The organism is Colwellia sp. MB3u-55, from assembly GCF_014076785.1.
Lineage (GTDB): Bacteria > Pseudomonadota > Gammaproteobacteria > Enterobacterales > Alteromonadaceae > Colwellia_A.
This window is the reverse complement of sequence record NZ_JACGUS010000123.1, coordinates 50,276-64,082: the sequence shown is the minus strand read 5'-3', so window position 1 is coordinate 64,082 and position 13,807 is coordinate 50,276. Positions and strand designations below refer to the sequence as shown.

Sequence of the window (13,807 nt, the reverse complement as noted above, 5' to 3'; positions counted from 1 at the left end):
TAAATAATTATTAATATCTATAACATTCATTTTATTTACATTATAGGGTTAAAAAATGTCAGTTAACATTAATCACACTGCACTCTCTATAGCCGTCGCTACGGCTCTATTAGTGAGTGCTTGTGGGGAAAGTACCAGCAGCAGTAGTGGTGAAAACTTTGGTACCACTTCAGTCTCTATACCAAACCCTACGCCCCCTGCGCCAAACCCTGGCAGTAATTTTACTCAGCAAGCGTTACTTGAAAACATTACTGATAATATAATCACGCCAATTTTTGAACAATTTTCAACAGCATCAGCAGCACAAATTCCAGAGATAGCAGCCTACTGTAAAATGGAAACAGACGCAGCTTTGGGTAATGCAACAAGCGAGCAAGTTATCGCTATGCGTGATAGTGCAAAGACAGCATGGCGCAACACCATGAATGTATGGCAACAAGCAGAGTTAATGAAAGTTGGTCCTTTAGTTGATAATGAGGGATTATTACGGGATAAAATTTATTCTTGGCCTGTAGTCAATTCATGTTCTGTTGATTTTGAAGTGGTAAATTTTAAAGCTGGGATTGTCAATGGGCAGCCATTTAATATTGCTGAACGTACACCTTCACGACGTGGTTTAGCCGCTATAGAATATTTATTGTTTAACGAACAACTTAATCATAGTTGCACTACGAGTACTCAGCCTGAAAATTGGGACAATCAAACAGATGAATATCGAAAAGTCGCGCGATGTGAATTTGCGGTTGAAGCTGCTCGCGATGTTAATAATAGTGCCAAAGAATTAATAACAGCTTGGTCTGGTGACAATGGTTTTGCAAGTACACTTAAAGCAGCAGGTAGTATAGGCAGCGAATTTAGCACTGAACTAAAAGCGATTAATCTTATCAGTGATGGTTTATTTTATTTAGAAACATTCACTAAGGATGGCAAGTTAGCGACCCCATTGGGGCTTCAGGCTAATAGCTGTGGGTCACAAGCTTGTCCTGACGTTGTAGAATCAGTATATGCACATCACTCTATTACTAATATTGAAAACAACTTACTGGCATTTCAAAAGCTTTTAACTGGAGAAACTGGTACTGGTTTTACTCATTACCTGATTGATGTTGGCGATCAAGATACAGCAGATTCAATGTCTGCAGGCGTTCAGCTAGCCATTGATGGTGTGCAGAATTATCAGAACAGTTTGGCTAAAGCCCTTGTTAATAATGAAGCACAAGTAACAGAAACTCATGCCAATGTTAAAGAAGTCACTGATAAACTTAAAATAGATTTTATTACCAGTTTATCACTTAATTTACCCGCGACATCCGCAGGAGATAACGATTAATGAAGATTAACGAGCATAAATATATTGCTGTTGTTTTTGCCTTTGCCTTTCATCCTAATGTTAATGCTGACGATGGTACTAGTGATACAGCTTCTGAATACACTGAACGTGTTCAAATTATTGGCCATAATGATAAATTGCGTACTGAAGCTGGAGCAGCTACGTTAATAGGTGAAGTTGAGTTAGAAAAATTTAAGTTTGATGATATTAACCGTGTACTATATAGCGTACCTGGCGTTAATATTCGTGAAGAAGATGGCTATGGTTTAAGACCTAATATAGGTTTTCGTGGTGCGACACCGGAACGTAGTAAAAAAATCACCATCATGGAAGATGGTGTATTAATTGGTCCTGCACCCTACTCTGCACCCGCAGCATATTACTTTCCAATGATCAGTAAAATGACTGCCCTAGAAGTATTTAAAGGCCCTTCTGCAATTAAGTATGGACCAAATACTGTAGCTGGTGCATTGAATATGACAACCCGCCAAGTACCTAAGAACAAAGAAGGTGCTATAGACCTTGCCTTTGGATCTGACGGGTATGCTAAAACGAAAGCTTACTTTGGTACCACTAATGGTAATTTTGGCTATTTAGTTGATGCGGTGCATATCGAAGCGGATGGTTTTAAAACGTTGGACGGTGGTGGTGATACCGGATTTAAGAAAAACGATATTATGGCTAAGTTTCAATATGACTTATCTAGTAGCCAATATAATCAGATAATTGAATTAAAGCTAGCCCATGCTAATGAAAAATCAAATGAGACTTACTTAGGGTTAACTGACGCTGATTTTAAGCAAAATGCTAATCAACGTTATGTAGCCAGCCAAAAAGATTTAATGGACTGGGAGCATCAGCAAGTACAGTTCACACACTTTATTGGTAATGACAATTTTGATGTGACAACCCGCTTGTACCGTAACGATTTTGAGCGTTCTTGGGATAAGATTAACGGTTTTAAAGCAGGGGCAGTAGTCACTGATTTACAGGATATTTTAACGAATCCTGAAACAGACGCTAATGCACCTTTTTATCAAGTGTTAACGGGTCAACGAAACACAGAAAGAGAATATGAAAAGATTATATTAGGAGATAACCAACGTGAATATTATTCGCAAGGTATTCAAACAGAGTTATACCTCTACCATACACTTTTAAATGTAAAACATGTATTTAATGTTGGTTTTAGGTTTCATCAAGATCAAATCAAGCGACGTCACACTACGGATACATATACAATGACGTCAGGTAAACTACTCAGTGATGATAGTGCAACGCTGCCTGGAGACACAAACAAAGAAAAAACTGATGCTATTTCTATATTTTTTAAAGATACTATAACGTTAGGTGCATTAGATTTAACCTTTGGCCTACGTGGTGAATTTCTTGATGCCAGTTACCAAAATCAAGCGCCAGGTAAAGAAGGTGAATGGCAAAAGAAAAGCACTGATATTTGGTTACCAAGTTTAAGTGGATTTTACACATTAACTGAACATTCTGGGCTGTTTTTTGGTGTTCATGAAGGTTTTGTGCCGACGAGTCCAAAAGAGCCAACTAATGTCAAAATTGAAAATAGCATTAATTATGAGTTAGGTGCTCGTTATCATGACGAGAGTAGTCAACTTGAAGCGGTTATATTTTACAACGATATAGAAAATTTAAAGGAAAGCTGCTCTTTTTCAACTGCCTCGCTTTGTCAAGATAATACTGATGGTGAGTTCAACAGTGGTGAAGCAAATGTTATAGGCCTTGAATTAAGTGCAAAACACACTTATGAGCTATCAGCGGACTATGACTTACCCGTATTGTTAAGCTACACCTATACTAGAGGCGAGTTTGATAGTGCATTTAGCTCTGACTTTAGTATGTGGGGAGACGTCAAAGTTGGAGATACTTTACCGTATTTACCTGAAAATCAGTTAACACTTGATATCGGTTTAGCAGCTAATAATTGGCAAGTTAATTTAATTACCCGCTACATTGGTGAAATGAAAGAAGCATCAGGTGAAAATGTTCTGCTGTCTGGCGTAACAACACAAGCACTAACAATCGTTGATATGGCTGCAAGTTATGAACTAGGAGATATGGGCAGTATCTATCTTAAGCTTGATAACTTACTCGATAATCAAGAAATAGTTAGTCGACGCCCTTATGGAGCTCGCCCTAGTAAACCTAGATCTGCTTCTGTTGGCTATCAATATAGCTTCTAATTAGCGTTAATAGTGTTTAAAATTAAATAAAAGCGTTAAGTGTCATACTTATCGTTTTTATTTGTAACCTTATTACGAAAAGTTATTTATATTTATGGACTTTCTTAGCTCAAATTTTAAAGAATTAGCCCTTTATATCCTTGATCCTAACCAACGCTTATTTTGGGGTTATATTTTATCGGCATTACTATTTGCCAGCGTAGTATATTTTGTTAACTTAAAGAAGATAATAAAGTCTGACTCAACGCAAAAAAAGCAACGAGGATTAATAGCCTTTTTATTTCCTAGGAAAATTTTCTTAGCGCGCTCAGCACTCAATGATTATGGTTTATTTATTATAAATAAACTTTTTAAGGCGGCGTTATTTCCTTTTATTATCTTAACAATGGTGCCTGTGGCTTTAGGTATTTCATCAGCAATAGAATGGTTATTTGGGCCTATAGCGCACTTTACTTTATCTTCAGCAAGTATTATGGTTATTTTTACCATATTACTATTTATTTTTGATGATTTTACTCGTTTCTTATTACATTATTGTTTACACAAAAGTCATTATTTATGGGAGTTCCATAAAGTTCATCATTCTGCAACCGTACTAACACCCTTTACTATATATCGCTCACATCCCATTGAAAATTATCTCTATGCTTGCCGTATGGCGTTAACGCAAGGCTTTGTTGTTGGCTTGTGTTATTACTTATTTGGGCCCACATTAAAAATGATTGATATTATTGGTGCCAATGTTTTTATTTTTGCCTTTAATATTATGGGCTCAAATCTGCGTCATAGCCATATTAGGATAAGTTGGGGAGATAAAATAGAAGGGTTATTTTTAAGCCCTGCACAGCATCAAATTCACCACAGTGATAACGTTAAGCATTTTGATAAAAACTTTGGTACGGTATTATCCCTCTGGGATCGCTTATTCAACTGTCTTATGCGTGCGTCTGAGGTTGGAGCGTTGTCTTTTGGTATAGGTAAAGAAGGGGAATTGCATAAGTCGCTAATGGGTATTTATTTACAACCTTTTATCAACGTATATAGAAAATTACGTTTTCGTTTACGTTTTTTTTAGTACGTTAATGGTATTCAATTAAAAATTTTTGCCCTATATTTTTTAGTTATAGTGATTAGTGGTATTAACATATACCGAGTCTACTGATTTCCTAAGACAACAAGATTCTTAGAACAGTAATCTAAACAAGAATTATTCTCAAATAGATTGACAAATTATAATATTTTCTTTAATCTTGCCAACCTATAAATACTGTCGACAGAGACTGGCATAAAGTTGTCAGGGTAATATAATGCAAAATATAGCGTCCATCCGAAAAAATTTATTCCTAATTTTTACTAGCTTTTTACTTATTTCATCATCTTTACAAGCTAGTGATGAGGTGAATGTGTATTCTTACCGGCAAGAGTTTTTAGTCAAGCCTTTGTTTGACATTTTTACAAAAAGAACGGGGATTAAAGTCAATGTTATTTTTGCTAAAAAAGGCATGGCGGAACGTCTCGCCCGAGAAGGTAAATATAGCCCCGCAGATATATTATTAACGACGGATATTAGTCGGCTCATTGAATTACATGACCGCGATCTACTCCAAGCTTATAGCTCTAAAACGTTACTTGATGTAATTCCTAGTCAATATCGTGCTACAGACAATACGTGGTATGCACTTACAACACGTGTTCGTAATATTTATTCAGCTAAACGTTTGGGTGCTATCAATATCAATTATGAAGATTTAGCTGACACTAAATATAAAGGAAGAATATGCACTCGAAGCGGTAAACATTCATATAATATTGCACTCGTTGCCTCTATGATTGCTGCTCATGGTGAAACAGAAACCCTCACTTGGTTAGAAAATTTTAAAGTTAACTTAGCCCGCAAACCTCAGGGTAATGACCGTGGTCAAGTACAAGCAATTCATCAAAACTTATGTGATATAGCGTTAGGTAATAGTTACTATTTTGGCAAAATGTTGGTTGATGAAAAGCAGAAGTTATGGGCTGATTCGGTATATATTAATTTTCCCAATCAAAATAACCGGGGTGCTCATGTGAATATATCAGGAATGGGCATGGCAAAATATGCTCCTAATAATGACAATGCTAAAGCTTTAATGGAATTCTTAGTGTCAAAAGAAGCACAGAAGCTTTATGCTGAAACGAATATGGAATATCCAGTGAGAACTGATGTAATGCCATCTGATTTAGTTGCCTCATGGGGTAAGTTTAAAGCAGATTCATTGTCGTTAGAATCGATCGCAAAGCATAGAAAAGAAGCGCTTAAACTTATAGATAAAGCTAAATTTGATTTATAAAGGATGATTATTATTTCTTGATAGCCCCATTAAAAAATAATATCTGGCGAAGTGCCTGCTGGCTCATAGTATTTTTACTCATAACACCGGTATTAGTTATGGTATTAGCCAGCTTTAGTTCGTCAAGTGATTTATTTTCTCATCTTTGGCGAACAGTCTTACCTGACTATATTACTAACACGCTAGTACTAGGGGTGTTGGTCGTTTTTTTGTCTTTAATTTTTGGCACCTTGAGTGCGGCTTTCATTGTTCATACCAACGTTTTGGGTAAAAACTTTCTGAGATGGCTACTTTTATTGCCCTTAGCAATGCCAGCCTATTTAGTTGCTTATCTTTATACTGATCTGTTTGATTACGCAGGACCCGTTCAGCGCGCGTTACGTAGTTGGTTTAATTGGCAGTCGCCGAGTGATTACTGGTTCTTTGATATACGTACTTTACTTGGAGCTTCCATTGTAATTTCGTTAGTTTTGTTTCCTTATGTTTATATGTTGACGCGTACTGCACTTGAGCAACAAGATCAAAACTTATTAAGGGCCGGACGTTTATTAGGGTTGTCAGCAAAACAAAGCTTTTTAAAAGTTGCCTTACCGCTGGCACGGCCAGCAATAGCGATATCAGCGAGTTTAGTCCTTATGGAAACCTTAGCTGACTTTGCCACGGTAAATTATTTTGCGGTAAATACACTGACTACAGCTATATATGATACTTGGCTGGGCTATGGTGACTTAGCAACAGCAAATGCTTTGGCCAGTATATTAATGCTGATAATTTTGTTTGTAGTTGTTGGTGAACAACGTGCGAGAGCCGGTCAAAATCATCAATCAAATAGGCCTAATCAGCATATTGAAATTATTACATTGTCATTATTTCAACAACTACTCATTAGCAGTTTTTGTTGGATATTGGTTTTAGCGGGTTTTCTTTTACCTTTCGCTTTACTTGTTATTATGGCAGTTGAATACAGCAGTATGGCTCAGCTAGCAAATTTAGTTTCACCAAGCCTTAACAGTATTGAAGTGTCATTTTATGCCGCAACTATTGCCACTTTCTTTGCATTGTTATGTAGTTTATATCGTCGATTGAGCTTTGATAAATGGCGAATACTTCCTTCAAGTTTATCAGGAATAGGTTATGCCGTTCCTGGAACAGTTTTAGCAATGGCACTATTGGCTAGTTTTGGACCCCTTGATCATTTTATTAATGATATAGCAAGGTATCTTCAGCTTAAAGAACCCGGTTTAGTCTTGTCCGGCACTATTTTTGCTGTCGTATTTGCCTTTGTGGTTCGTTTTTCAGCGATTGCCAATGGAACAATATCAAGTGGTATCAAACAGATACCTAATTCTGTTGATCTTGCTCCTGCAAGTTTGGGTGTGGGTTTAGGACAAATGTTAAAAAAGGTACATCTGCCAATACTGAGACCTTCTATTTTTGTAGCATGGTTACTCGTATTTGTTGAATCAATGAAAGAACTATCCGCCGTATTGTTACTAAGGCCCTTTAATTTTGATACATTGAGTATACAAATTTATCAATTAATATCAGACGAAATGCTTGAGCAAGGAGCCTTGAGTGCTATTTTAATTGTTTTTTTAGGCCTATTACCTATTATTTGGCTCAACAGAAGTAAGGATTTATAGTAAATGGTCGAAAATGAATTATTAAGCGTTAAGCAACTTTCGGTTAAATTACATAATAAAGTCATTTTGTTAGATACCCACTTAACACTAAACTTTGGTGATATTCTTGGATTAGTAGGACCAAGTGGTTGTGGAAAAACCACATTGCTTAATACTATAGCGGGCTTTAATTCACCCAGTACGGGTGAGTTAAACATAAAACGTAATAATTCAAGTAGTACTCATTTAATCGTTGAAGAAGATGTTCTCACTATAACGCCATTTAAGCATGTAGTTCCTGAACATCGTAATATCGGTATGATCTTTCAAGATTATGCATTGTTCCCTCATTTATCAGTTGAAAAAAACATCTGCTTTGGAATTAGTAAACTGCCCAAAAGTGAACAAAAAATTCGAATGACTGATTTGCTCAACTTACTTAAGTTAACAGGTTTAGAAGCAAGATTTCCACATCAGTTGTCCGGTGGACAACAACAAAGAGTTGCTATTGCTAGAGCATTAGCACCTCAGCCTACCTTATTATTACTTGATGAGCCTTTTTCAAATATTGATGCACGTTTACGCAATGAATTGATGTTAGAAATGCGCCAAATTTTAAAGCTGTTAAAAATGAGTGCTATATTTGTGACTCATAACAAAGACGAAGTCTTTACTTTTGCAGATAAAATTGCAGTAATGCATCAGGGAAGTATCCTTCAAATAGGTAGACCTGCCGATGTTTGTCACTCACCAAACAGCTGGCAAGTTGCTGATTTTTTGCAATTAGGTAGCTGGATACCTGTAAAGGCGATCAATGGCCAATTTCAATCAGCTGTTGGAGAATTACCATCAACTGAAGATCTTTTTTTAAAAGAAAATATGGTCACCTACAAAGGGTGTCCTCAACAACTACAATTGTTATTGAAGTCACAAGCTATTGTGTATTGTGAAGGCGGGTTTGAGAAAAACAATGTCAAAGTTGATAATATCTCTATCACTGAACATGGATTTCACTATTTACTGAGTAGTATTGATAGAGACCTATCTTTATCATTTGAACAGTTGAGCTTTTATAGCAATTTTTTATTCACGTTGGGGCAAAAAATAGCGATAAAAATCAAGAGCCATAACTATCAAGTTTTTAATAGTTATGATGATATTTTAGGGTAACTATAAGCGGGGTTTCTATCAAAACAACGTCAATCTTAAGGTTGTTTTGCAACCATAAAGTGTAAAAATTCTTTTAACTCACACTTAAGTTTATTTTAAAGTGATGATAAGAAACAGTGGATATCGTTAGGATCGCTATTTCAATAAAAATTAGAAATTAAAATCACGCAAAGATTATTTATTTGGCAATTAGACGTTATCAGCTAACCACCAATATTTGCACTAATTCTCTTGCATGAAAAGAGGTTAGCGGTATTGTTTACTCGCCCCCATAACCTGACATTTTGTTGATTTCTAAAAACGTTCTCACATTTATTTTTCTCTAACTCCATCATCAAAATTTAGCCGCTTTTAAACGGGTAGTCTTCGATATATATAACAAAAAAACACAGCAGTGATGGGGGGCATGATGCCCCCAAAACCTCCAAAGTCATCTAATAAAAAAACCACCTAATATTGGGACTATAGCGAAGCCTAAAGAATAAAATAATGCTACACCAAGGTATGTTACACTTAAATGTGCTGGAGCTAAACGGTCAATATGAACAATCATGGTAGGGAGAAAATATCACTTCGGCTAACGTCATCACGAAGACTATACCAATCCATCCCCAGAAAAAATCAATTAGGTTTACTGCAAACCAAAGTTACGAAACGACAAACAACAGTAAACCAATTTGAATACAACTATCTAACGCCATCGTTTTCAACAAAACAAACTCAGAGCAAATAATTAACAGTCAATTGGCAACAATCATTGATGAAATAAGCAAAATAAGATCAGGCACTTCAGCCCAAGTTAAATATTGAATTAACGACAAGTCCATTTGTGCGTAAATAAACAGACGCAGAGTATTAGCGACAATGAGACATTGTGGTAACTTATCTTACTTTAAAAGGCTAACGGTAGTTTATTGATTACTTTACTGACATTATTATTTGTTTGTTTGGATTTTTAAATATCATAGGAAGAACAAAAACTTAATTTGCTCTATACTAAGTTTATTAATCCTTGTTAAATGAGTTAGATAATTGATAAATAGAAAGTATCTCTGGATTATTATATTTTGGCTAGGTAATACCGCATCAAGTATTGCCGAACAGCTTGTTGTCACTGAAATATTACCACCCTACCAGTTCTACCAAGAAAGTAGTGTGTTAAGTGGCTTTTCAGTTGAAGTTATGAAAGAAATATTCAAAATTACCGGTGATAATATTGATTTGCAAATATTGCCTTGGGCACGCGCTTACAGAACAGCCTTGAACCAACCTAATACACTTATTTTTTCACTCTCTCGTACCTTATCTCGGGAAAACTTATTCATTTGGGGGGGGAAATTAACAAAAGAAGATATTTACGCTTGGGGCTTAAAAGAAAACTTTAAAACATCAATAACTGATATTCAGCAACTAAAAAAATACAAAATAGCCGTAGCGAATTCATCAAGTACTGCACAATATTTTCAGCAGCATGAATACCCCTATCTTTATATACTTGGTTCACCAGAGCAAAGCTTACAAATGCTATATCTCAATAGGGTTGACATTATTACGGGTACAAAGAACACCTTAAAAGTACGAGCAAATAAATTAAACTTAGATATCAGTAACCTAAAAGTAATTATGCCTATATCAGTCATTAACCATGATTTATATTTTGCTTTTAGTCTTAACAGTGATGAAAAGGTTGTCAGTAAATATATAGATGCTTATCATCAAATTAAAAGCAGTGGCATTTTAGATAAGCTAAAAAGTAAATGGCATGTGCTTTAAATTTAATTTATTCAATAAATTCAATAAATAACACTCAGATCACTTTACTTCTTTGACTAAAATCAATATAACAAATATAAATTTAATCCCTTACTCATTAATGACAGATATAATGATTAAAAATCAGCTAGTCGCCCAAAAAACAGTAGTCCCTTTAAAGTTAGCTCCAGCAAATTCTCAAGCGATCGGTGTTTTCGACTCTGGTATTGGTGGTTTATCGATTGCGAAATGTATTCATAAAAACTTACCACATGAAAATATTATTTATGTTGCAGATAGCCAATTTGCTCCTTATGGCGATAAATCGTCAGTAAACATTATTGAACGGGTAAATAAAATCACAGACTGGTTGATTAACCAGCAGGTAAAAGCAATTGTTGTTGCCTGTAATACTGCAACCGTTAGCGCGATTGATCAGCTACGTTTACGTGTTTCAATTCCAATCATAGGGGTTGAGCCCGCAATTAAACCTGCCGCAATTCATAGTAAAACCAAAAAAATAGCTTTATTGGTAACAGAAGCAACCGCTATAAATACGCGTTTTTTATCATTAGTAAATAAGCATAGAAATGGTACTGAAATTTATATCCAACCTTGTCCCGGCTTAGTAGAACTTATTGAGCAAGGCCTTTATGAAAGTGAACAGTGCCGTAAAATACTAAATGTCTTCTTGTTGCCACTTGTGCAAAGTAATATTGATACCCTCGTATTAGGGTGTACTCATTACCCTTTTGTTCGCCAACTTATACAAGATATTGTCGGTGATAAAATTACCATTATGGAAACTGCTCTACCGGTAACTGAGCAGCTTGCCAGACAACTTGAAATTAAGGGATTACTGGCAAGTCATGAACATATTTCCCAACAACATTTTTTTAGCTCAAAGATATCACCGGAACAAGCCCAGTTAATGTCAGTACTCTTTGATGAAAATGTCTCACTACAACGACTCCCTGCTCTTTAAATGAGCAATTCACAATTATTTTTAGCCGTTTAGCCTTCTAGGCGTAAAAAAACTAGAAAATAGTTAATCTTGCAGTTAGAATAACTTCAATATAAAAATATCTTAAACTATTAAATTTCCCTGAGGTTTTATGTCTACTCAATTTTTCACTTCTGAATCAGTTTCTGAAGGTCATCCAGATAAAATCGCCGATCAAATTTCTGATGCGGTACTTGATGCTATTATCGCTAAAGATAAGAATGCCCGTGTCGCTTGTGAAACGATGGTGAAAACTGGTGTAGCTATTATTTCAGGTGAAGTTTCTACCACTGCATGGGTTGATTTAGAAACGATTACCCGTAATGTAATCAGTAATATTGGCTATACTTCGTCTGACGTCGGTTTTGATGGTGAAACCTGTGGCATTATGAATTTAATTGGCCAGCAATCACCTGAGATTGCCCAAGGTGTTGACCGAGCAAACCCAGAAGATCAAGGTGCTGGTGACCAGGGATTAATGTTTGGTTATGCGACCAATGAAACTGAAACGTTAATGCCTGCACCAATATTTTATTCTCATCGATTAGTAGAGCGTCAAGCTGAAGTGCGTAAATCAGGGGTCTTACCTTGGTTACGTCCTGATGCTAAATCTCAAGTCACTTTTATTTATGAAGATAATAAACCAGTAGCGATTGACGCGGTTGTTTTATCAACTCAACATAACCCAGAAATTTCTCAAGAAGATTTGCACGAAGCTGTAATGGAAAATATCATCAAAGCTGTGTTACCTGCTGAGTTATTAACTAAAGATACTAAATACTTTATTAATCCTACAGGTCGTTTTGTTATTGGTGGTCCCGTTGGTGACTGTGGTTTAACAGGTCGTAAAATTATTGTCGATACCTATGGCGGCATGGCTCGTCATGGTGGTGGTGCCTTCTCAGGTAAAGATCCATCAAAAGTTGACCGCAGTGCCGCTTATGCAGGGCGCTATGTTGCAAAAAATATTGTTGCTGCTGGCCTAGCTGACCGTTGTGAAATTCAAATCTCTTATGCCATTGGTATTGCTGAGCCAACATCTATTTCAATTGAAACCTTTGGTACCGGTAAAGTATCAGAAGCAACGTTGATTGAGTTAGTTAGAGAGTATTTTGATTTACGACCTTACGGCATTACTAAAATGCTTGATTTATTACACCCTATGTACCAAATGACAGCCGCTTACGGACATTTTGGTCGTAAACCTGTTGAAGTAACAGTAGGTGATGATACTTTTACCGCCTTTACTTGGGAAAGAACAGATAAAGCCGACACGCTTCGTAAAGCCGCTGGGTTTTAATTTTTAACGTTTCAACATAATCGTTACTCCTGAACATAAAAAAGCGACTTAAAGAGTCGCTTTTTTATTGTAAAATATGAGTTAAATTTATGGCTATTCAGTCGACTGCGCTTTTTTACCAGCTACTTTTTCTTTTCGTCGCTGCTCAATGACACTTTGAACATGGCCACCAATGTGTTTTTCACCACGTTGGCTTGCTAAATTAATTTGGCGTTCGCGCTCAGCAAAGCCACTACGTTGCTCATCAGTATATTTATCATAACAACGATGACAACTAACGCCTTTTACATAATGCTCACTTTGCTTTTCTTGTTCGGTTATCGGATAACGACAAGCAAAACATTGATCATACTGACCTTGCTCTAAACCGTGTTTTACTGCAACTCGACTATCAAAAACAAAACACTCGCCTTGCCACATCGATTCATCTTGATCAACTTCTTCTAAATATTTAAGTACGCCACCTTCAAGGTGATATACCTCTTCAAAGCCTTGCTCTTTCAAATATGCAGTTGATTTTTCACAGCGGATGCCACCAGTACAAAACATTGCTACTTTTTTGTGTTTATTTTTATCTAAATTTTTAGCAACATATTCTGGAAATTCACGAAAAGTTTCAGTCTTCGGGTTTACTGCGTTTTCAAAAGTACCAATCTCAACTTCATAATCATTGCGGGTATCAACAAGTAATACTTCAGGATTAGCAATAAGTGCATTCCACTCTTTAGGTTTCACATAAGTCCCCACCGTTAATAATGGATTAATACCTTCAACACCCATAGTTACGATTTCTTTTTTCAACTTAACTTTACTACGCTGAAAAGGGTTTTCATCTGCATAAGAGTATTTGTTAGACACTTGACCTAAACGCTCATCACTTGCTAAAAAAGTTAATACTGCATCAATACCAGCTTGTGTGCCTGCTACGGTACCATTAATGCCTTCGTTGGCAAGTAATAATGTACCTTTGACATTATTATCTAACATGACTGATAAAAGAGGAGATTTAAGTTGTTCGAAGTTTTCTAAGCGGACAAATTTATAAAGTGCACACACGGTGATGTTTTGCATAATAATACCCATTGAG

General features: G+C 36.1%; 10 protein-coding genes. 9 read left to right on the top strand and 1 reads right to left on the bottom strand.

Annotation, left to right across the window (positions count from 1 at the left end; all coding sequences use genetic code 11):
- The first annotated feature begins 55 nt into the window (after positions 1 to 55).
- The 9 genes from H4J66_RS19565 (at position 56) to metK (ending at position 12,720) form a co-directional block, all read left to right on the top strand.
- Positions 56 to 1,330, top strand: a complete 1,275-nt coding sequence (locus H4J66_RS19565; protein ID WP_182176587.1) for an imelysin family protein — start codon at positions 56 to 58, stop codon at positions 1,328 to 1,330.
- Complete coding sequence (locus tag H4J66_RS19560; RefSeq protein ID WP_182176586.1) at positions 1,330 to 3,543, top strand: TonB-dependent receptor domain-containing protein; 2,214 nt, start codon at positions 1,330 to 1,332, stop codon at positions 3,541 to 3,543. Before H4J66_RS19565 ends, H4J66_RS19560 begins: the two co-directional genes overlap by 1 nt.
- Positions 3,544 to 3,637: 94 nt before the next feature.
- Entirely contained in the window at positions 3,638 to 4,618 is a 981-nt protein-coding gene (locus H4J66_RS19555) for a sterol desaturase family protein (RefSeq protein ID WP_182176585.1), read from the top strand.
- Between the two features lie 232 nt (positions 4,619 to 4,850).
- Complete coding sequence (locus H4J66_RS19550) at positions 4,851 to 5,873, top strand: extracellular solute-binding protein (RefSeq protein WP_182176584.1); 1,023 nt, start codon at positions 4,851 to 4,853, stop codon at positions 5,871 to 5,873.
- Positions 5,874 to 5,890: 17 nt separating this feature from the next.
- Positions 5,891 to 7,516, top strand: a complete 1,626-nt coding sequence (locus H4J66_RS19545) for an iron ABC transporter permease (RefSeq protein WP_259368460.1) — start codon at positions 5,891 to 5,893, stop codon at positions 7,514 to 7,516.
- Between the two features lie 3 nt (positions 7,517 to 7,519).
- On the top strand, positions 7,520 to 8,665 hold the full coding sequence (locus H4J66_RS19540; protein WP_182176583.1) for an ABC transporter ATP-binding protein: 1,146 nt from the start codon (positions 7,520 to 7,522) through the stop codon (positions 8,663 to 8,665).
- Between the two features lie 1,032 nt (positions 8,666 to 9,697).
- Positions 9,698 to 10,438, top strand: coding sequence for an ABC transporter substrate-binding protein (locus H4J66_RS19535; protein WP_182176582.1), 741 nt, complete (start codon positions 9,698 to 9,700; stop codon positions 10,436 to 10,438).
- Between the two features lie 112 nt (positions 10,439 to 10,550).
- Positions 10,551 to 11,402: a glutamate racemase gene (gene murI / locus H4J66_RS19530; RefSeq protein ID WP_182176581.1), complete on the top strand. Its 852-nt coding sequence runs from the start codon at positions 10,551 to 10,553 to the stop codon at positions 11,400 to 11,402.
- Between the two features lie 130 nt (positions 11,403 to 11,532).
- A complete protein-coding gene (gene metK, locus H4J66_RS19525; RefSeq protein WP_182176580.1) occupies positions 11,533 to 12,720 on the top strand; it encodes a methionine adenosyltransferase in 1,188 nt (395 codons plus the stop codon).
- 93 nt (positions 12,721 to 12,813) lie between these two features.
- On the opposite strand, the gene H4J66_RS19520 is transcribed toward metK, so the two are convergent.
- The gene (locus tag H4J66_RS19520; protein ID WP_182176579.1) at positions 12,814 to 13,791 is read right to left on the bottom strand and encodes a rhodanese-related sulfurtransferase; all 978 of its coding nucleotides are present in this window, start codon (positions 13,789 to 13,791) and stop codon (positions 12,814 to 12,816) included.
- Between the last annotated feature and the right edge of the window lie 16 nt (positions 13,792 to 13,807).

Coding starts and splice junctions, on each gene's coding strand:
- H4J66_RS19540 (WP_182176583.1), top strand. CDS start 7,520: ATGGTCGAAAATGAATTATTAAGCGTTAAGCAACTTTCGGTTAAATTA.
- H4J66_RS19550 (WP_182176584.1), top strand. CDS start 4,851: ATGCAAAATATAGCGTCCATCCGAAAAAATTTATTCCTAATTTTTACT.
- H4J66_RS19520 (WP_182176579.1), bottom strand. CDS start 13,791: ATGCAAAACATCACCGTGTGTGCACTTTATAAATTTGTCCGCTTAGAA.
- metK (WP_182176580.1), top strand. CDS start 11,533: ATGTCTACTCAATTTTTCACTTCTGAATCAGTTTCTGAAGGTCATCCA.
- H4J66_RS19560 (WP_182176586.1), top strand. CDS start 1,330: ATGAAGATTAACGAGCATAAATATATTGCTGTTGTTTTTGCCTTTGCC.
- murI (WP_182176581.1), top strand. CDS start 10,551: ATGATTAAAAATCAGCTAGTCGCCCAAAAAACAGTAGTCCCTTTAAAG.
- H4J66_RS19555 (WP_182176585.1), top strand. CDS start 3,638: ATGGACTTTCTTAGCTCAAATTTTAAAGAATTAGCCCTTTATATCCTT.
- H4J66_RS19565 (WP_182176587.1), top strand. CDS start 56: ATGTCAGTTAACATTAATCACACTGCACTCTCTATAGCCGTCGCTACG.